Annotated in this window: 20 protein-coding genes and 1 tRNA gene; 7 read left to right on the forward strand and 14 right to left on the reverse strand. The window is 64.7% G+C overall.

Annotated features, from left to right (window positions below; all coding sequences use genetic code 11):
• Window positions 1-2: 2 nt before the first annotated feature.
• The 7 genes from IVB26_RS25265 to IVB26_RS25295 form a co-directional block, all read right to left on the reverse strand.
• Entirely contained in the window at window positions 3-212 is a 210-nt protein-coding gene (locus IVB26_RS25265) for a twin-arginine translocation signal domain-containing protein (protein ID WP_247523795.1), read from the reverse strand.
• 30 nt (window positions 213-242) lie between these two features.
• Complete coding sequence (locus IVB26_RS25270; protein WP_247967879.1) at window positions 243-1,034, reverse strand: molecular chaperone TorD family protein; 792 nt, start codon at window positions 1,032-1,034, stop codon at window positions 243-245.
• 132 nt (window positions 1,035-1,166) lie between these two features.
• Entirely contained in the window at window positions 1,167-1,775 is a 609-nt protein-coding gene (locus tag IVB26_RS25275) for a DUF3306 domain-containing protein (protein WP_247967880.1), read from the reverse strand.
• Entirely contained in the window at window positions 1,772-2,284 is a 513-nt protein-coding gene (locus tag IVB26_RS25280) for a DUF3305 domain-containing protein (protein ID WP_247967881.1), read from the reverse strand. Before IVB26_RS25280 ends, IVB26_RS25275 begins: the two co-directional genes overlap by 4 nt.
• Window positions 2,281-3,288: a DUF6352 family protein gene (locus IVB26_RS25285; RefSeq protein ID WP_247967882.1), complete on the reverse strand. Its 1,008-nt coding sequence runs from the start codon at window positions 3,286-3,288 to the stop codon at window positions 2,281-2,283. The genes IVB26_RS25280 and IVB26_RS25285 overlap by 4 nt, the downstream gene beginning before the upstream one ends.
• The gene (locus IVB26_RS25290; protein ID WP_247973269.1) at window positions 3,281-3,763 is read right to left on the reverse strand and encodes a DUF6505 family protein; all 483 of its coding nucleotides are present in this window, start codon (window positions 3,761-3,763) and stop codon (window positions 3,281-3,283) included. Before IVB26_RS25290 ends, IVB26_RS25285 begins: the two co-directional genes overlap by 8 nt.
• A gap of 8 nt (window positions 3,764-3,771) precedes the next feature.
• The gene (locus IVB26_RS25295) at window positions 3,772-4,497 is read right to left on the reverse strand and encodes a biotin/lipoate--protein ligase family protein (RefSeq protein WP_247967883.1); all 726 of its coding nucleotides are present in this window, start codon (window positions 4,495-4,497) and stop codon (window positions 3,772-3,774) included.
• 179 nt (window positions 4,498-4,676) lie between these two features.
• Here IVB26_RS25295 and IVB26_RS25300 point away from each other — a divergent pair, with 179 nt between their 5' ends.
• Window positions 4,677-6,647, forward strand: a complete 1,971-nt coding sequence (locus IVB26_RS25300; protein ID WP_247973270.1) for a 4Fe-4S binding protein — start codon at window positions 4,677-4,679, stop codon at window positions 6,645-6,647.
• Window positions 6,648-6,682: 35 nt separating this feature from the next.
• On the opposite strand, the gene IVB26_RS25305 is transcribed toward IVB26_RS25300, so the two are convergent.
• Together IVB26_RS25305 and IVB26_RS25310 are read right to left on the reverse strand one after the other, a co-directional pair.
• The gene (locus tag IVB26_RS25305; protein WP_247967884.1) at window positions 6,683-7,972 is read right to left on the reverse strand and encodes a c-type cytochrome; all 1,290 of its coding nucleotides are present in this window, start codon (window positions 7,970-7,972) and stop codon (window positions 6,683-6,685) included.
• A gap of 64 nt (window positions 7,973-8,036) precedes the next feature.
• A complete protein-coding gene (locus IVB26_RS25310) occupies window positions 8,037-8,297 on the reverse strand; it encodes a hypothetical protein (RefSeq protein ID WP_247967885.1) in 261 nt (86 codons plus the stop codon).
• A gap of 169 nt (window positions 8,298-8,466) precedes the next feature.
• On the opposite strand from IVB26_RS25310, the gene IVB26_RS25315 reads away from it, so the two are divergent.
• Window positions 8,467-8,703, forward strand: coding sequence for a hypothetical protein (locus IVB26_RS25315; protein ID WP_247967886.1), 237 nt, complete (start codon window positions 8,467-8,469; stop codon window positions 8,701-8,703).
• Between the two features lie 101 nt (window positions 8,704-8,804).
• Window positions 8,805-8,927 carry a hypothetical protein gene (locus IVB26_RS43030; protein WP_256468856.1) on the forward strand — a complete coding sequence of 41 codons (123 nt, stop codon included), beginning with the start codon at window positions 8,805-8,807 and terminating at the stop codon, window positions 8,925-8,927.
• Window positions 8,928-9,190: 263 nt separating this feature from the next.
• On the opposite strand, the gene IVB26_RS25320 is transcribed toward IVB26_RS43030, so the two are convergent.
• Window positions 9,191-9,264 (reverse strand) — tRNA-Gly (locus IVB26_RS25320).
• Between the two features lie 330 nt (window positions 9,265-9,594).
• On the reverse strand, window positions 9,595-12,000 hold the full coding sequence (locus IVB26_RS25325; RefSeq protein ID WP_247967887.1) for an ATP-binding protein: 2,406 nt from the start codon (window positions 11,998-12,000) through the stop codon (window positions 9,595-9,597).
• Between the two features lie 302 nt (window positions 12,001-12,302).
• On the opposite strand from IVB26_RS25325, the gene IVB26_RS25330 reads away from it, so the two are divergent.
• Window positions 12,303-13,016 carry a substrate-binding periplasmic protein gene (locus IVB26_RS25330; protein WP_247967888.1) on the forward strand — a complete coding sequence of 238 codons (714 nt, stop codon included), beginning with the start codon at window positions 12,303-12,305 and terminating at the stop codon, window positions 13,014-13,016.
• A 10-nt stretch (window positions 13,017-13,026) separates the two neighbouring features.
• On the opposite strand, the gene IVB26_RS25335 is transcribed toward IVB26_RS25330, so the two are convergent.
• Complete coding sequence (locus IVB26_RS25335) at window positions 13,027-13,230, reverse strand: hypothetical protein (protein WP_247967889.1); 204 nt, start codon at window positions 13,228-13,230, stop codon at window positions 13,027-13,029.
• Between the two features lie 24 nt (window positions 13,231-13,254).
• Window positions 13,255-13,452 (reverse strand): hypothetical protein, encoded by a 198-nt coding sequence (locus IVB26_RS25340; protein WP_247967890.1) that lies wholly within the window; start codon window positions 13,450-13,452, stop codon window positions 13,255-13,257.
• Window positions 13,453-13,649: 197 nt separating this feature from the next.
• Here IVB26_RS25340 and IVB26_RS25345 point away from each other — a divergent pair, with 197 nt between their 5' ends.
• A complete protein-coding gene (locus tag IVB26_RS25345) occupies window positions 13,650-14,024 on the forward strand; it encodes a YciI family protein (RefSeq protein WP_246927957.1) in 375 nt (124 codons plus the stop codon).
• 15 nt (window positions 14,025-14,039) lie between these two features.
• On the opposite strand, the gene IVB26_RS25350 is transcribed toward IVB26_RS25345, so the two are convergent.
• Window positions 14,040-14,630, reverse strand: a complete 591-nt coding sequence (locus IVB26_RS25350; protein ID WP_247967891.1) for a TMEM175 family protein — start codon at window positions 14,628-14,630, stop codon at window positions 14,040-14,042.
• A 128-nt stretch (window positions 14,631-14,758) separates the two neighbouring features.
• On the opposite strand from IVB26_RS25350, the gene IVB26_RS25355 reads away from it, so the two are divergent.
• Window positions 14,759-16,816, forward strand: coding sequence for an ATP-dependent helicase (locus IVB26_RS25355; RefSeq protein WP_247967892.1), 2,058 nt, complete (start codon window positions 14,759-14,761; stop codon window positions 16,814-16,816).
• 56 nt (window positions 16,817-16,872) lie between these two features.
• Entirely contained in the window at window positions 16,873-17,853 is a 981-nt protein-coding gene (locus tag IVB26_RS25360; RefSeq protein WP_247967893.1) for an NADPH:quinone oxidoreductase family protein, read from the forward strand.
• Window positions 17,854-17,932: the final 79 nt, after the last annotated feature.

A 17,932-nucleotide genomic window follows, 5' to 3' on the forward strand; every position in this document is an offset into this window, starting at 1 on the left:
CCTCAGGCGGGATAGCGGTTGACGCGGTAATAGGCCTTTACGTGATCGGATTCCTTGTAGCGCGCCTTGCGCTTCTCATCGTTGTTCTCGCTGTCGGCTTGCGCAGAGCCGACTAGCGGCGTCGCCAGCGTGGCGCCAGCGCCAACGGTGCCGATGCCAACCTTGCGGAGAAAGTCGCGCCGTCCAACGATCGCTTTTTTTTCATCGCTCATCGCATCTCTCCCGGACCACCCTTGGCTTGGTCACTTGGCGAACGAAAATCCTCGTCTCTCGATCTCGATAAACAGGCGGCCGAGCGTGCCGACCGTGCGATAGAACGTTGCGCTCGCCGCGTGCTCCATGTCCGCAAACAGACGTCCCATCCAGGATGAAACGTGTTTGTCGAACAGCGCACGCTGCGCAACGAACGGCGCTTCCAAGCGGCCGTCAGCCATTCCGGCCATGATCTCGCAGAGGATGGCGGCATGATCCTCGGGTTCGCTATTGCCCTCGGCGCGCGCGATGCCGAGCGCCGCGAGATCGGTTCGCAAACGTGACAGCGGCCGTTCGTTGAGGAAGCCGGTCAAATAGTAGGAGGCGTAAGGCAGCAACTCGCCGCGGCCGAGGCCGACGAAGAGGTCGAAATATTCGCGCTCAACCTGAGCTGCGTTCGCGTGCGAAGCGGCTTCCGCCAAGCTGGCGTGAGCCTGGCCAAGCGGGGTTCCGTCTCCGCTCAAACCGGCAAGCCGGTCGAGCAAGCTCTTCGACGGCGCAGCCGCGAGCAAGGCGGCGAGAAGGTCATATTCCTGCGCCCGCGCGATATCGATCGGATCGATGCTGTCTCGCGCTACCGTGCGCTCGTGATGTTGATCAGGATAAAGATCAGGCCGCAGCTCGGCGCGGGGAACGCCCGTTGCCGCTTCCACCGCCATGACCCGCCGCGCGGGTATCTTGCTCCAGTTCGAAACCGAGGGCTGGCTGATGCTTATTTTGCGCGCAAGCTGGGCCACGCCGCCTGCGGCGTTAATGGCACGATCAAGCCCGACGTCACGCATAGGGACCTCCTTGCACGAGACCCGAGTGACTGATTTTGCTTGCGTAACAAAGCGCTAGCGAAGCGTAGACCTGGTTCCGCAGGCGGTCAATTGCCGACCCATAGGTTATGGCTATAGCCTTTGGTCGCAACCCTAGCGAGGCAGGGCACCGCCGTGTGTGCGGCGCCGAACAGTGCTGGCTTCCATCGTCGGTTGCGATGCAGCGGGAGTTGCGATCTCCGTGAGGACCGCTTCATCAGGCTTCTCCGTAAGCACGGCGGATTGCACAACATCCGCGTTCGGAACATCCGGGAATTCCTGCAGCTGCGTCAGCACGTCAGCCTGTGGCTCTGCGGCGTTACGCAGGCCGCCGACGATCCGGTCGACCCAGGCGGCCAACTCGGCCTGCGAGCAATCGAGCGGTCCGAACCCCGGCATGGCAGTCGGATCGTTGAAGTCCCAGGCGTTCTCGGCCAGCCCCACGAAATCGCGGATCGCCGGATCGGCCGTCCAGGCGCGGCGAAGAGCCAGATGCATCAAGTCCTGCGGAACACCTTTGCGCAGGAACGCGGTGATGTCGGTCCCCGCCGCGATCGCATCGATCGACGGCAAGCTGCCGAGATCCACCTCCGGTTCGGCCTCGGCCGCCGGGGATGGCACCGCGGCTTCATCGGCCGGCCCGGCTATTTCCGCTAGCGGAGCATCCGGTTTTGACCCGCGCTTAAGGCGCGACCAACGTGCGAGAAACTCTTCCTCAGTCATTCTTGCCCGCCTTCATCCTGCCGACGCGCCAGCGCCTCCGGATCGGCGCGCCGTCGCTCGCGTTTGACGAACTCTCTCTCGACGTGGTGTTCGGCAACGAAGCCTTCAATCACCTCGCGCATCGCCTCGGGCATCGGCACGGCTTCAACCAGATTGTCAGCGGCCTCGGTAAACCCCTCTCCTTCCGCGGGATCAGCGGTCGCGGCGGCGATGCCATAAGGCCAGGCCCCCTCGGATGGGCTCAAGACCACCCAGATGCTCGGCGTTCCGGATGCAATATTGTCGCGGTAACGCGCGGTTTCCGACACGTACAGGTCGACCGTTGCGCTGCCGGCATAAAACAAGGTGTTGCCCTCCTGCTCGCGCAAGATTGTCCAGGGCTTCGTATTCGGTTCGTCCGGCAACACGGCGGCGCTTCGCCAGATGAAATCGATCCAAGGCGACTCCGCCTTGCGCCGTTCGACGACGATGCCGACGGGGATACGCAAGATTGGCAGGGCTGCGCTCATGAGATGGCTTCCAGACACCTGATCGGGAGTCCCGTCAACAGATTTTGCGGTTTCATGCGGAGCTTCTGATCGGCTGTCGTCGCCAGGATCAGATAGACCGGCTCGCCCTGCAGGGTCTCGATGGCGAGCCGAGAATCCGAAAAGGTCAGGCGAAACAGCGAAAGCACTCGCCCTGCGCTGGGCTCGTCAAGTTCCTCGCCGTGCCAAAGCCGATCGCCCATCCTGGTGGCGTCAGCGTCCAACCCGATATACCAGGTCAGTTGCACCTCGCATCGTTCCGTCAGCGGTTCGATGGCAACATCGATCCCGAGCAGATGGGAGACCCAGCGTGTCATGGCCTGCGCCAGCGCGCGCGCCCCTCGCCCACCCGCGGTGAGATCGAGAGCCATATCGAACTGGTCGCTGCGGTCCCAATAGCTCTCGGCATTGTCCTCGCTCAACACGTCGAGCTGCGCGTCCGTCTTGGTGCCCAGCATCGAGATCAGCGACAAGACAGGCGTCGGGCTGCGACCGCCGACGACCTCTTCATCGCCAAGCAGCAAGGCCTGTTCATGCGGTAGGATACGCTGCGGCCGGAAGAACAGCTCGGCGGCGCGCAGCACGAACGGATCCTCGTTGTCATCAAGCGCATTGCGCAAGATCACGTGCACGAGCTGATCGATGAACAGCGGCGGCAGGTCGTTTGACCGCGAGCGCAGGGCCGCGAGATACGCGGCTTCGAGCGTCGGGTGCCGCAACACGAGATCGCGAAACCCCAGTACCAAGCGCCAGTTCTCCCGCGCGTCCTCATCGGCGATCGCAGCGACCTCGTCGGCTACGACGACCCGGCGCGGATCAGCAAGCAACTCACGATGCAGTCTTCGTTCGACCGGACACGCGTCCTTCGGCGGCATCAGCTCGGGGCGGACAAAATAAGCCTTCAAGAATTCGTCGGTGACGCAAAGCCGGCCGCTCTCGTCGCGATCGAGCAGATGATGGCCGCATGCGATCCAGAAATCATTCATCCTCAATTTCCATGAACGAGAATGCCTTGCCATGCCGCTGCCCTTCCCGCAGTTGCAGCTTCCGGAAGGCCTCGTGGACGTCGCCGTCGCGCGCCGAACGGTGGACCGCAATCAGCGAGCTGATCGGATGCGTGCAGAGCGACTGCGCAAAGGTGACTTCCTCTTCCGCAGCGGTCCTCGCAATTGCGATGTCCGGTGCGCCGAAGAGATCAACGAGTTGCCTGGCAAGCAGTTCGATCAGCGCCTGGCAATCATCCTCAGTCGCCGGAACAATCTGCGCCAGCGTCGACCACCCCCAGGATCGCACGCCGAGAAAGCCGCTGCGGAAGGCGGCCCGCGCCTTTCCGCTAAGTTTCGCCGGATCCTGATCGCAGAAGCGGAAGGCGCCGGAGACCGCCCATTCGCCTGAGATTGCCGGCGCGTCGAACACGAAGGTATCGGAGGCATCGAGCGCGATGGTGCGCAGAAGCTTCACCGCCTTTTTCACGACGCTGGCCCTCCGAGCTTTGGATCGAGCCAGGATGGCGTGGCGAGCGCCTTAGCTAGGCCTGCCCGCTCAGTCGTGTCAGAGCCGGAGCGCCGCGTGAGCAGATCGCCGCGATCATCGATGCGTCGAACCATTTGCCGCTCGCGAGGGATGCGGCTGAGATAGTCACGCGCGACGCTGTCGAATCCATCGACCTGCCAGCTATCGGTCGCCCGCATCAGGTGTCGCGCAAAGCTCTCGGTCAGCTGTACCGCGCCGGCCTCGCCAAACCCTTCCTCATCAAGGGCGGAGGCGAGCGGATGAACACCGGGATCGTGATCGTTCATCATGACCGTCCGGATCATGGCGCCAAACACGAGCCAGTCCGGCGGCTCATCCTCCTCCGCGGACGCGGGCCACCCCAGCCGTCCCCCGCCGACCAGCCCGCCGTCAATCCTCACCGCATCAGGCCAATCGATCGCAACCGCCTTGGTCGGCGGCGCATAGGCACCCAGGGCGTCCGTCAGGGCAACCATGCCGGCGTAGAAGGCGCGGCGCGCGGTGATCAGCGGCTCGGCCGGCTCCAGCACCACCGCGAACTCGGCAAGATCAAACCGGCCGACATAGACTAGCGTGCCGGGCCCGCTTTCGGGTGCAATGCGGCATGCATGGGCAAAGGCATCTCCGCTCTCGCGCAACCGGACCAACGTAAAGGGTGGCGGCAATTGGATGGGTTCCGCCATGGAAGCGTGGTTGGTTGGAATCGACCGCAGGCCGTCCTCCACTTTCCCCTTTTTCCCGATTGACAATATTTATACGAGGCAAAGGATTGGCGCGAGTCCGTCATTCGTCGCCCGTCTCGGGAGGAATGAACCTGGAGCCGCCGGCCAAGACCATCCTGATTTGCTCGTGCGAAGACACGATGCGGCTTGACGTGACCGCGATCCAGCGCGGATGCGGCAATGACGACATCAAGAGTTTTCGTCACCTGTGCGGCGCCGAGCTCGACCATTTTCGCGCAGGCGCGAAGGCAGAGGGCCCTCTGACCGTTGCCTGCACGTATCAGCGGTCCTTGTTTGCGGAGGAGGCCGGCGAGCGTTGCGCGCCCATGGCTTTCGTGAACATTCGCGAGACGGCAGGCTGGTCGACCGAAGGCGCGCAAGCGGGCCCCAAAATGGCGGCGCTGCTCGCAGCGAGCGCCGTGCAGGCCCCCGATTATCCGCTGGTCACGCTTGAGAGCGACGGGGTCATCCTGATCTATGGCCGGGACGAGACGGCGATCGAAGCCGGGCGGCTACTTTCGGATCATCTCGATGTGACGGTCATACTGAGTGAGCCTGGCGAGACTATATCGCCTTTGGCAACGCCCTTCCCGGTCGTGAAGGGAACGATCCGGAACGCCAGAGGACATTTTGGCGGTTTCGAGCTCACGATCGACGATTACGCTCGCCCACATCCCTCCTCGCGCGATCACTACGTCTTTGAACCTCCACGCAACGGCGCCACCTCGCATTGCGACATCGTCCTTGACCTATCGGGAGAGAGACCGCTGTTTCCAGCGCATGACCTGCGCGACGGTTACCTGCGGGCCGACCCAAAGGACCCGAGTGCCATGCTCCGCGCCGTCCTGAGCGCGCGCGATCTCGTCGGACGTTTCGATAAGCCAAAATATGTCGAATTCACACCCAACCTTTGCGCCCATTCGCGCTCGAACCTGACCGGCTGCCATCGCTGTCTCGATTTATGTCCCACGAGTGCGATCACACCGGCTGGTGATCACGTTGCCATCAATGCGGAAATTTGCGCCGGCTGCGGCCAATGCGCCGCCGCCTGTCCGACTGGCGCGGCGTCCTACGCGTTGCCGCCTGCGGACACCCAGCTTCAGACCATCCGCGCCATGCTGCTCGCCTACGACCGGGCCGGCGGATCGAACCCGGTCCTGTTGCTGCACGAGGGCCAGCATGGCACGCCGCTGATCGACGCGCTCGCCCGTCACGACGAGGGTCTGCCTGCCGAGGTCATCCCTCTGGCCGTCAACGAGGTGACGCAGGTCGGGCTTGAGGCTGTCATCGGTGCTTTTGCCTATGGAGCAGCCGCGTTCCGGTTCTTGCTCCGCGGCAAGCCGCGGCATGACGTGACCGGGCTGAGGCAAACGATCGACATGGCAGCGACCATCCTTGCGGGCCTCGGATTTGAAGGGCCCCGGGTCGCTGCGATCGAAACCGACGATCCGGATTCATTGCTGGAGCAGTTGCGAGGCATCGAGAGACTTGCCGGCGTGAAGACGCCAGCGACGTTCAAGACCGTCGGCAAGCGGCGCGACCTGCTTCGCTTCGCGCTCGGCGAACTGCATCGCCTCGCGCCGAAGCCGGTCGACGTCATTGCCCTGCCTCAGGGCGCTCCGATTGGCGCAGTGAGCGTTGATACCGGTGGATGCACGCTGTGCCTGTCCTGCGTTTCCGTCTGCCCGACCGGCGCACTCCGCGACGATCCCGACCGCCCGGTGCTCAAGTTCGTCGAAGATGCCTGCGTGCAATGCGGCCTCTGCCAGAGCACTTGTCCCGAGAAGGTCATCACGCTGAAGCCCCAGATCAATTTCCACGCCGGCCGCGCGCCCGCGATTGTGATCAAGGAGGAAGAGCCTGCGCTTTGCGTCCGCTGCGGCACGGCGTTCGGCGTGAAGAGCACGATTGACCGCATCGCGGCCAAGCTCGAGGGCCGGCATTGGATGTATCCGGCCGGCGACAAGCGCCTCGACGCCATCAGGATGTGCGCGGATTGCCGCGTGATCGTGATGAGTGAACAGCAGTTCGATCCGTTCGAGGGCGTGCCGGAACGCGAGCCGCCCCGAACCACTGAGGATTATTTGCGCCGGCCGGACACCAAGACCTGAGCGCGAACGCTCCTCAGTGGCATTCGAGTCCTCACCTATTGCGAGGTCGCGCGGGCCAGGAAGTCGGTCAATGCGCGGCGGTCTTCGGCCGATCCGATGCGCTGCTCCGGCATCTTGGTTCCCGGCGTGTAGGCGTTAGGCCCGACTTCAAACAGCTTTGCGACGGTCTCGGGGGTCCAGACGATATCCATCGTCTTGAGGGCCTCGGAAAACCGATAGCCGGGAAGCGAGGCGATTTTCCGGCCGAACAATCCGGCAAGCGTCGGCCCCGCACGTTGCGCCTCGTTGGCCGACAGCGTGTGACAGGCAACGCAGGCGCGAAAGATTTCGGCGCCATGATCGCCCGCATAGGCGGCCAGCGGACCCGCTGATGTCCCGAACAGATTTGAACCGACCGGCTCGCCGCTCTGCACATTCCAACGCCGGATCTTTCCGTCCGCACCTCCGGTCACGATCGTTGCTGCATCATGCAGGAAGACGACCGACCAGACCGGGAAGCTGGGCCCCACGAGTGTCCTCAACACACTCCGGGACTTGCGCTCCACAATGGCAACCGTGCCGCCGATGCCTGCGGCGGCGATCAGCGTCCCATCGTCTGAAAGCGCCAAGCCGACGATCGGTGCCGCGCCGGCGGCCACCTCGCCGGCCGGCTTTCCGTCCGTCGTCAGCATGCGCAGCTTGCCGTCCGCCCCTGCCGCGACGATCTCGCCATCGGGCGCGATGGCGACCGCGTTCAATGGCGCCGGCAGTTCCACCGTTCCAGGGCGGCCTTCCGGCAAGCGCCAGATACACAAGGCACGATCGTAGCCGACGCTCACGAGCGACATGCCGTCCGGAGCGAAGGCGACGCCGTTCACATTCTGCGTGTGGCCTTGAAACACGCGGACCGCGCCATCGGCCAGGGACCAGAGCCGCAAGCTGTGGTCCCACGACGCCGAGGCGAGCGTCGATCCGTCCGGCGCCACGGCGAGTGCCACGACCGGGCCGGTATGTCCTTCCAGGACTTGATCGGGCTGCTGGCGGCCTGCCGTCCACACCGCAAGCCGAGCGTCGGCGCCCGCGGTGATCATGCGGCCGTCCTGCAGGAACGCAACGGCATTGACGGCATCCGCATGATACCGCAGCACCTCGCCCGCGGCGTCGGTCTGCAGCGACCAGCGGATGGCGGACGTATCGAAGCTGCCCGACAACAGGCTGTCGCCGTCAGCCGAAATAGCGAGCGCCCGGACGGGGCCGCCATGGCCCGCAAGCTGCGCGTCCGCCGCTGACGCAGCGACAATCTCCAGGAGGGCTGCAATGGCCCAGGCGCACGAAGCCCATCCCATCAATCTCTGCCGAACTTGGTCACGTCCATGGCTGCGCTGAAATAAAGCTCCGGCGGCACCACGTCTACTTCTCCGGTGCCACGACCTTCTTGGACGAGCCCTCGGGCGCCGCCTGCATCCCGGGCGGACTCTGGCCTTGCGGGCTTTCGGCGGGCGCGCCACCCGAACCCGTATTGATTGGGCCCGTCCAACCCTGTGGCTGCGGTTGGCCCTTCTGTTCGGGCTGGGTCTGTGTCGCAGGCGGCCCTGTCTGTCCGGACTGGGCGAGCGCACTGTCGAAGGCTGCGACCGCTGCCAGGCATAGGATGGATGTCAGTGCCTTCACGGCGAATCCTCCTTTGGAGCTCGAGCTTCAACGAGCAAGGATCGATATCCGTTCCTCAGCGCGCGCTGCGTCAGTTCGCCCGTCGTCGGCATTCTTCCCTTGAATGGCTGCGGCGCGAGTCCTAGCTTTGGTTGGTCACGTCTTTGCTCGTCATGTCAAGGAAAACGGCATGCAGGAGCAGTCGAGGCCATTGCTGCGGGTGATCTCATGGCTACGCGCCGTGCGCGTGCACTTGATTGCCCCAGATCCAGCCGCACGGGAAGCCTCGCCTCTCCTCATCCTCACGGTCGTCGTGCTCGCGCTGCTCCTCGCCATATTGGAAGTGGAATTGCACAGCGCCGACCTTCAATCGTTGGGCTTGATCGGCGATGCATTTCCAATCGACCCGGTTTTCAAGAGCCCTTAGAGTCGGCAGGAACGGCGGGCGAACTCTGCATCGTTAGTCACGATTGCCCGCAGGAAGCGGCATCGTAAGATGCGTGCGGATTGAAAGTGATGGAGTTTGGCATGAAGGCTTTTCTGCTCGGCTGCGCTGCAGCCATTGTGATCGCAATTGCAGCGATGGCGGTCCTGGATCAGGTGCAGGAGCCCGTTGCCCAAGCGTTTGCTACAACCGGTGTGCGCTTGTAAGACCGCTCCCGAAAGAGACGGCGGCACGACAGAAGGAAGCACTTCCGGGCCGACTAAACGCAACTGATGAAGAAGGGTCAGTGGTCCTCGACGGCCGCCATGGCGCACTATCTGCATGACGACGATGAAGCCAAGCAAGATGCACGAATGAAACGTATCAAGCGCGTGCAAGACAAGCGAGGGGAAAGTGAACGTTCGTCAATATGAGAACGCGCCGCTTGTCAGAATGAAAAGACTTTGACGTGCTAAGCCATTGAAAACGCTGGAGCGGGTGAAGGGAATCGAACCCTCGTATTCAGCTTGGAAGGCTGCTGCTCTACCATTGAGCTACACCCGCGTGATGGGCTCCCTAACACGGCCGGGCGGCGGTCTCAACTGCCCGGGAGGCAGCTTTGCGGCGTCTTCCCCGTCTTGCGCGCCGCCGTGGTTCCTTCCGGAACCCGGCGCCCCTTAACAGCGGCGGCAATGCCGCCTATATTGAGATCTTCCGAAACCAACGAAAGGAGGTGATCCAGTGTCTTTTACCAAGCGCTGTCACCTCGCTGGGATCGCCCGCTGAGCTCTGGATAAGGGCTTGGCATCGGGGCGCTCTCGGCCCTGGACCAGCGAGCAAGAAATCGGGCGCGACGGGGCCTCCCCGCCGCGCCTTTTTCGTCGATCGCACGGCTCAGGCCGGCGGCTCGCCTGCAAGCACCTCGCGAATCTTCTGTGACAGCTCCGATTTCCGGTAGGGCTTGCCGAGCAGCGCCACGCCGGGGTCGAGATGCCCTTCGTGGACGATGGCGTCATCGGTGTAGCCCGAGGTGTAGAGCACTTTCACGCCCGGCCGGCGCAGCCGGACGGCGTCGGCCAATTCCCGCCCGTTCATGCCGCCGGGCATGATGATATCGGTGAACAAGAGATCGAATTTCGCGCCCTGGTCGACCAGCGCCAGCGCCGAAGCGCCGTCGCCGGCCACGAGCGTGCGATAGCCGAGGCTGCCGAGTTGGGCGATGACATAGCCCTGCACCAGCGGATCGTCCTCGACCACGAGGATCGTCTCGTGTCCGCGTGTCTTGGCGAGCGGCTGGACCGGCGCCAGCCTGGCCGGCGCCTCGCCCTTCGACCGCGGCAGGAACAGCCGCACCGCCGTGCCGCGCCCCTCCTCGCTCTCGATGGCCACCATGCCGCCGGTCTGCTTGGCAAAGCCGTAGACCATACTGAGCCCCAGTCCTGTGCCACGACCGACGCCCTTGGTGGTGAAGAACGGCTCAAACACGCGCTCGCGGATGTCGGCCGGAATGCCGTGACCGGTATCGCTGACGGCGACCATCACGAAGGCGCCGCGCACGCCGTCGCCGTCGCCGCCCGTGCCTTCGAGTTCGCGGTTCGCAGTCTCCAGGGTGAGCCTGCCACCGCCCGGCATCGCGTCGCGCGCATTGACGGCGAGGTTGACGATCGCGGAGGACAGCTGTGAGGGATCCGCCATCGCAGACCAGGCATCGTCGGCGAGGTGCGTCTCGATCTCGATGTGCTCGCCGAGGATCGGTTTGAGCAGTTTCGCGGTCTCGACCACCAGGGCGTTGACGTCGATCTCGCGCGGCTCCAGCGGCTGGCGGCGCGCGAAGGTCAGGAGCTGCGAGGTGATCTCCGCGCCGCGCGCGGCCGCATCGTCGATCAGCTGCGCGATCGCGGCGAGCTCGGGTTTGTCCGCAAGCCCCTCCCGGATGATCTCGATGGTGCCGGTGATGACCGTGAGCACGTTGTTGAAATCGTGCGCGACGCCGCCGGTGAGCTGGCCGATCGCGTCCATCTTCTGGGATTGGCGCAGCCGCTCCTCGGTCTCGTGCTGCGCGGTGAGGTCGGTCGCGGAGCCGCGATAGCCCATGAAGCGTCCGTCGGCGTCGAAGACCGGCTTGCCGTTGACGCTGAAATGATGCATCCGCCCGGTAATGTCGCGCCCGCGATATTCGAACTTGCGGAACGGCTCGTGACGGTCCAGCGTCGCCAGGTGCGCGCGCCATTTCTCGGGCTCGGCATCGCGGTCGAGCGCGCTATCGGTGCGACGCGTGCCGATCCGCGCTTTCGGATCCATGCCAAAGGAAGTCAACCGGTCGGAGATGTAGGTGAACCGGTGGTCCGGCCCGGTCTCCCAGAACCAGTCGGATGCCGTCTCGGCATAGTCGCGGAAACGCTCTTCGCTCGCCCATGCGTCCGCTTCGGCGCGCCGACGGATGGCCAGGTCGCGCTCGAGGTTGGCATTGGCCTCGCGCAGCTCGCCATAGGCCCGCTGGAGGTTGGCGCACATCGCGTTGAAGGCCTCGATCACCTTGTCCAGCTCGTCGGCATCGTAGGGCCGCCGGCGGTCCAGGCGCAAAGGCGGCGGCGGCCGCGTCAGGCTGTACTTGCTGACGAACTCGGCGATGGCCACCAGATGCCGCGTCACCAGGAGATGGACCATGTAGATGATGAACAGCGAGACGAGGAATGTCTTTGCCGCCTGGCTTGCCAGGATGACCAGAGCGCGGTTCAGCAGATTCCGATAGATATCGCTCAGCGTGGCCTCGACATGGAGCACGCCGATCTCGCGTGCGTTCCCTTGTATGGTGGTGTTCAAGGGAAAGTCGCGCGTCACGACCGAGCGGGTGCTCGGCTCGCCGACGGCAAGACGGATCGGATTGGGACGATCGGCAATCTCGCGCACCTCGGCGGCGCGGATGTCGGGCAGCCGTAGGATGCCGTCGAGCTGGAGCTTGAGCTGGTTCTGGTCGAGATTCCACAGGCTCTCGCCGAGACTGCCGGTCGTGCTGCGGCCGATCTCGTCGAGCCGCGTCTCGATGAGTCCAACCTCGCGATCATAATCGAGATAGAGCTGCAGCGCGGTCAGCGTCAGCGTCACCACCGACGAGAACAACAGCACGGCGGCGAGGAGCCGCGGCCCGACACCGCTGCGCGACCAGTTGAAGAGCCGCGACAGCAATGATGCGAATATCGTGGGCGCAACCGTAGCACCGATGCCGGTCAGATCGGGCTTCGCAGCAGCCGGCGCGATGGCGCAGCTGCGCTTGGGATCCTCGTCGCCTGCGTTGGCCATGCACCACGCCCCCCGGAAATGGCGGCTCTCTGCACCGGCCACAGCTTGGAGTCTCGCGCTTTCCAACAGTCGAGACGCCTGCCTCGTCGCCCGATGCGCGCAATCACCCTGTCTTGCGCCCGGCAGCAGGATTCCCGCGCAAACTACCACTGCGCGTGATAGAATGACATCGGTGAGAGTCCGAAGTCGCTCGCATGGCGGGCGAGCGGTAATCGTTGCGGCCCGCGCAGGCGCCTACTCCCGGTAGATCGAGGCGGCGCCCGAATCCAGTGGTAGCAATGCAAGGCCGAAGGAGACGCCTCGTGTGGCGGCTGATCGTCGCCTTCCTGTCCTTGCTCGCAGCCGGGCCCTCCCAGGCGCAGGACTTGATCCGGCTGGCGCGCATCGCCGACATCCCCGATCAATATGTCGGCGGCGAGATGCTGCGGGCTGTCTATGCCAAGCTCAACATCAGGCTGGAATTCGAGGACGTCCCCGGCAAGCGTGCGCTCGCGCTGTCGAGCGACGGCGAGGTCGACGGCGAGATCCAGCGGATCGGAACACTCTCGCGCGACTATCCGACGCTGGTCCAGGTCACACCGGCGATCAACTACATCGAGCCCGCGGTGTTCGCGACCAAACTCCGGTTTGCGATCGCCGGCTGGGATTCGATCAGGGACTACAGCATCGGCATCGTCCGTGGTGTCGGCTCGTCGGAAGCGGGCACGCGCGGCATGGACCGCGTTACCGCGACCACCAGCCTCGACAACATGGTCAGGATGCTCGACGCCGACCGTTTCGACGTGATGGTCACCGACCTCTTCAGCGGGCTCGCTGCGGTGAGGAAACTCAATCTGCAGGCCAGGATTCACCCGCTCTCGCCGCCACTCGAGCGCATCCACATCTACCATTACCTGCACGAACGCCATCGCGATCTGGTGCCGAAGGTGGGCAAGGTGATCGCCCAGATGGAGGCGAGCGGCGAATTGGCGGCGCTGCGCGAAGCCCTGGTCAAGCAGGTCTTGAGCGCCCCGTAACGGCCGCCGGTCAGCCCGCGCGAAGCCGCTCGCGGAACGCCACGGCTGCAATCAGCATGCCGACGCACCAGGCCACGACCGCGCGGTGAGGCTCCGCGCCGAGCAGCACCGTGAAGAGGCTCGTCAGCAGACACGGCACAATGGCCTTCCCCGTCCGGCTCATCAGTGCGAGCAGGAACGGCATCGCCGCGATCGATATTTGCAGGAGATCCATATTGGAAAACCGTCTCGTACGACTTCAGAAGCCGCAGATACCGAGCTTGCGCGGGCGCTTGCCGCGCCGGCTTTCCACGATGCGCTCGCCGCCATTCTCGGCCGAGCTGCCGTAATAGCGGTGATGGCCGCTTTGGTCGTGCAGATCGGCCAGCTCCGACTGTCCCGCCCGACGCGCGTCGCAGATGATCTTGCAAACGATCTTGGTGGTGTGACCCGACATTGCCGCCTCCAGCGAAAATCTTGTTGTTGTGGTCATCAGTCGCGACCGGTTCCGGCGGCGTTCACACGGCAGGGGCGCAATCGGGTTTCAGGACGGTTTCATCGCTTGCGGGCCACGCAATATTTTGCTTCGGGATTGTCGGCACCGCCTGCGGTGCTGCGTCCTTTGGATCTGTGCAGAAAAACAACGAGGTGACGATGCTTTACGCCATCCTGGCCTATCACGTGGAAGACGAGGTCATGTCCTGGACGCCCGAGCAGGACGCCGCGGTCGTGGCCAAAGTCATCGAGGTTCAGGCACCCTTGCGGGCCAGCGGCCAGTTTGGGCCGGCGGCCCGTCTGGATGGGACCCGAAAGGCCCGCACCTTGCGTGGCCCCGGCGCGGGCATGGTGCTGGACGGCCCGTTTGCCGAGACCAAGGAGCAGCTTCTGGGCTTTCACCTGATGGAATGCGCCACCGAGGAGGAGGCGATCGCGGCGGCGCGGAAGCTGCGTGCGGTCAATCCGACCGCGGTCTACGAAATCCGTCCGGTCAAGCTTTACGTGCCGGCCGACGGGTTCGGCGCGACATAGGGGGTGAGATGGCGCTTACGCGTCCGGCTTGGGCCGCGCGATGGTGAAGCGCTGGATCACGAGCCCGCCGAAGGCGATGAACCACACGAAGGGCGCGATATGCGGCGCGAATGCCGCCACGATCGTGCCCGGAATGAACACCAGGAGCGGAAACAGCGAGGCCATCATCTCCTGGCGCCAGCCGCCCAGAATGGTCCACCACAGCCAGGCATTGAGGCCGGCGATCGCGGTGAGGTGCAGGCCGTAGAGCACCGCGACCGCGCTGCTCATGCCGTAATTGGTGTAGAGGCCGTTGGTCACCGGCAGCAGTACGATCGAGAGCAGGAAGAACAGGTTGAGGATCACCGCGCCACGGCTGCCGACAGGCTGGCGCGCCAGCCGCCGGTGATGGCTGATCCAGAACACGCCGGCGATGATGAAGCTGAGCGCGAAGCCGGCGAGCTTGCCGGAATAGACATGGGCAAGGTCGCGCCAGCCGGGCGCGCCGGTGAACACCGCGGCCTTGGGCAAGTCATAGGCCAGCAGCGTCATGGCGACACCGAAAATGGTGTTGCTGAGCGATTCCAGCCGCCGCATCTCGAACTGGTCGGGCTTGAGCTCGGTCATGCCGGGTGCGCTTTTCGAAACTGGAACCTTGGGCTTTCTTTCCCCCTAAATCCTAAAGCCGGTTTCGTCCAGCCGCATTGCGATTCGCAGCGGGATCGCCGACTCTCACCCTTTCACCGGGGCGATTCGTGGCAACATATCTGGACACGCTCAATGCGGAGCAGCGCCGCGCCGTGGAGCATGGCGTGGCCGAGGGCGCGACTGTGGGCGGCCCCCTGCTCGTCATTGCAGGAGCAGGCTCCGGCAAGACCAATACGCTGGCCCACCGGGTCGCGCATCTGATCGTCGCCGGCGCCGACCCGCGCCGCATACTGCTAATGACGTTTTCGCGCCGCGCCGCGGCCGAGATGGCCGGCCGGGTCGAGCGCATCGCCCGCAAGGTGCTGGGCGAGAACAATGCCACGATCATGCGCGATGCCCTCACCTGGGCCGGCACCTTCCACGGCATCGGCGCACGTCTGTTGCGCGAATATGCCGAGCGGATCGGTGTCGATCCCGCCTTCACCATCCACGACCGCGAGGACTCTGCCGACCTGATGAACCTGGTCCGGCACGAGCGCGGCCTGTCGAAGACCGAGAGCCGCTTTCCCGCCAAGGGCACCTGCCTCTCGATCTATTCGCGCTGCGTCAACGCCGAGATGGAGATCGAGAAGGTCCTCGGGCAGCACTATCCCTGGTGCGCGGGATGGACGTCCGAGCTGAAAGGCCTGTTCGCGGCTTATGTCGAGGCCAAGCAGGCGCAGCACGTGCTCGATTATGACGACCTCCTGCTCTACTGGTCGCAGATGATGAGCGATGCGCTGATCGCGGAAGAGATCGGCGGCCGCTTCGATCACGTGCTGGTCGACGAATACCAGGACACCAACCGCCTGCAATCCTCGATCCTGCTGGCGCTGAAGCCGAATGGACGCGGGCTCACCGTGGTCGGCGACGACGCGCAGTCGATCTACTCGTTCCGTGCCGCCACCGTGCGCAACATCCTGGACTTCCCGCAGAGCTTCTCGCCCCGCGCCGAGATGATCACGCTCGACCGCAATTACCGCTCGACCCAAGCTGTGCTGGCGGCCGCCAACGGCGTCATTGGCCTTGCGCGCGAACGTTTCACCAAGAACCTCTGGACCGACCGCGCCGCGTCGCACAAGCCGCAGCTCGTCACCGTGCACGACGAGGCCGACCAGGCGCGCTACATCGTCGAAGAGGTGCTGGCGAACCGCGAGCAAGGCGCGCTGCTCAAGCATCAGGCGGTGCTGTTCCGGACGTCCTCGCATTCCGGCCCGCTTGAGATCGAGCTGACCCGGCGCAACATTCCCTTCGTCAAGTTCGGCGGGCTGAAATTCCTCGACGCCGCGCATGTCAAGGACGTTCTGGCGCTGCTGCGCTTTGCCGAAAATCCGCGCGACCGCGTCGCCGGTTTCCGCATCCTGCATCTGTTGCCGGGCATCGGCCCCGCGACGGCGCAGCGCGTGCTCGACCATTTGGCGGAGAGCACCGATCCGCTCGCCGCGCTCGGCCAGCTGCCGGTGCCGCCACGCACCGGCGCGGACTGGACCGACTTCGTCCGCACCACCCAGAACCTGCGCTATTCGGAATGGCCTGTTGATCTCGAGCGCGTGCGGCTCTGGTACGAGCCGCATCTCGATCGCCTCCACGAGGATTCCGAGACGCGCCGCGCCGATCTGATGCAGCTCGAACAGATCGCGAGCGGCTATGCCTCGCGCGAAAAGTTTCTGACTGAGCTCACGCTCGATCCGCCGGATGCGACCAGCGACAAATCCGGTCCGCCCTTGCGCGACGAGGATTATCTGATCCTCTCCACCATCCACTCCGCCAAGGGCCAGGAATGGAAATCGGTGTTCGTGCTCAACGTCGTCGACGGCTGCATGCCGTCCGATCTCGGCGCCGGCACCAGCGCCGAACTGGAAGAGGAGCGCCGTCTGCTCTACGTCGCGATGACGCGCGCCAAGGACGACCTGCACCTCGTCGTGCCCCAGCGTTTCTTCACCCACGGCCAGGCCGCCAAGGGCGACCGCCACGTCTACGCCTCGCGCACCCGCTTCATCCCGGAGCAGCTGGTCCACCTGTTCGAGCGCACCGCCTGGCCGAAGGCCGCCGCCGGCGCGGCCCGCGCCGCGGCGCAAGGGCCGAAGATCGACATCGGCGCGCGAATGCGCGGGATGTGGCGGTAGACGCAAGAGGGCAGCGTCGGGACGTGCCAGGATAGCTGGAACAACAGAGGTCCGACATGAAAGCCGTCGTCGTCGAGCAATACGCCCCCATCGATCAGATCCAGCTGAAGGACGTTCCGCCCCCGTCGATGGAGCCGGGGCAATTGCGCATCCGCGTGGAAGCTGCCGGGATCGGCTTTGTCGACGGTTTGAAGATCGAGGGACGCTATCAGACCAAGGATCCCCTACCCTTCATTCCCGGGACGGAGTTCGCAGGCGTGGTGACGGAGGCGCCCGGCGCCCCCGGCGGCTATCAACCCGGCATGCGCGTGATGGGCATGACGCGGTCGGGCGCGCTTGCCGAGGAGATCGTCGTTGCCCCCGCCGCGCTCCATCCCCTGCCCGACGGCGTTGCGGCCGAGGTCGCCGCCTCGTTTCGCGCCAACTATTTGACCGCGCTCTATGCGCTGAGCGCCCGCGCCATGCTGGTCGAAGGCGAACAGCTGCTGGTGCTGGGTGCGGCCGGCGGCACCGGAATTGCGGCCGTCCAGATCGGCAAGCTGCTCGGCGCGCGGGTGATCGCAGCTGCATCGACGCCGGAAAAGCGCGAATTCACGCAGGCGTACGGAGCCGACGCCGTGATCGACTATATGCAGGCCGACTGGCGCGACAGGTTCAAGGAGCTGACGGGCGGACATGGTGCCGACGTGATCTTCGATCCCGTCGGCGGCGAGATCTCGGTGCAGGCCTTTCGATCCATCGCCTGGCGCGGGCGCCATCTCGTGGTCGGCTTTGCCGCCGGCGCTATCCCCGCACTGCCGTTCAATCTGCCGCTGCTGAAAGGCGGCGCCCTGCTCGGTGTCGACCTCGCGCAGATTCCGGTGCGCGAACCCGACGTGCAGAAGCGCCTGATGTCGCAGTTGACGGGCTGGCTCGCCGACGGCCAGCTGAAGCCCGTGGTCGGTCGCGTCTTCGCGCTGGACGATTTCCGGGAAGCGTTCAGGACCATGCAGACGCGCGGGGCGCTGGGCAAGATGGTCGTGCGAATCTCGAAATAGAACGCACAAACGGAAACTGAGCATTTCCGAAAGCCGACTTGTCGCGCGGCCGCGGTCCATTAAGTCTGCCCGATCCTCC

The organism is Bradyrhizobium sp. 195 (assembly GCF_023101665.1).
In the GTDB taxonomy this organism is placed as follows: domain Bacteria; phylum Pseudomonadota; class Alphaproteobacteria; order Rhizobiales; family Xanthobacteraceae; genus Bradyrhizobium.

Excerpts from the sequence above, each read along its gene's own strand:
- IVB26_RS25275 (WP_247967880.1), bottom strand. The coding sequence starts at position 1,775 with ATGACTGAGGAAGAGTTTCTCGCACGTTGGTCGCGCCTTAAGCGCGGG.
- IVB26_RS25305 (WP_247967884.1), bottom strand. The coding sequence starts at position 7,972 with ATGGGATGGGCTTCGTGCGCCTGGGCCATTGCAGCCCTCCTGGAGATT.
- IVB26_RS25300 (WP_247973270.1), top strand. The coding sequence starts at position 4,677 with ATGCGGCTTGACGTGACCGCGATCCAGCGCGGATGCGGCAATGACGAC.
- IVB26_RS25325 (WP_247967887.1), bottom strand. The coding sequence starts at position 12,000 with ATGGCCAACGCAGGCGACGAGGATCCCAAGCGCAGCTGCGCCATCGCG.
- IVB26_RS25315 (WP_247967886.1), top strand. The coding sequence starts at position 8,467 with ATGCAGGAGCAGTCGAGGCCATTGCTGCGGGTGATCTCATGGCTACGC.
- IVB26_RS25335 (WP_247967889.1), bottom strand. The coding sequence starts at position 13,230 with ATGGATCTCCTGCAAATATCGATCGCGGCGATGCCGTTCCTGCTCGCA.
- IVB26_RS25345 (WP_246927957.1), top strand. The coding sequence starts at position 13,650 with ATGCTTTACGCCATCCTGGCCTATCACGTGGAAGACGAGGTCATGTCC.
- IVB26_RS25280 (WP_247967881.1), bottom strand. The coding sequence starts at position 2,284 with ATGAGCGCAGCCCTGCCAATCTTGCGTATCCCCGTCGGCATCGTCGTC.
- IVB26_RS25340 (WP_247967890.1), bottom strand. The coding sequence starts at position 13,452 with ATGTCGGGTCACACCACCAAGATCGTTTGCAAGATCATCTGCGACGCG.
- IVB26_RS25360 (WP_247967893.1), top strand. The coding sequence starts at position 16,873 with ATGAAAGCCGTCGTCGTCGAGCAATACGCCCCCATCGATCAGATCCAG.
- IVB26_RS25350 (WP_247967891.1), bottom strand. The coding sequence starts at position 14,630 with ATGACCGAGCTCAAGCCCGACCAGTTCGAGATGCGGCGGCTGGAATCG.
- IVB26_RS25295 (WP_247967883.1), bottom strand. The coding sequence starts at position 4,497 with ATGGCGGAACCCATCCAATTGCCGCCACCCTTTACGTTGGTCCGGTTG.
- IVB26_RS25285 (WP_247967882.1), bottom strand. The coding sequence starts at position 3,288 with ATGAATGATTTCTGGATCGCATGCGGCCATCATCTGCTCGATCGCGAC.
- IVB26_RS43030 (WP_256468856.1), top strand. The coding sequence starts at position 8,805 with ATGAAGGCTTTTCTGCTCGGCTGCGCTGCAGCCATTGTGATCGCAATT.
- IVB26_RS25265 (WP_247523795.1), bottom strand. The coding sequence starts at position 212 with ATGAGCGATGAAAAAAAAGCGATCGTTGGACGGCGCGACTTTCTCCGC.
- IVB26_RS25270 (WP_247967879.1), bottom strand. The coding sequence starts at position 1,034 with ATGCGTGACGTCGGGCTTGATCGTGCCATTAACGCCGCAGGCGGCGTG.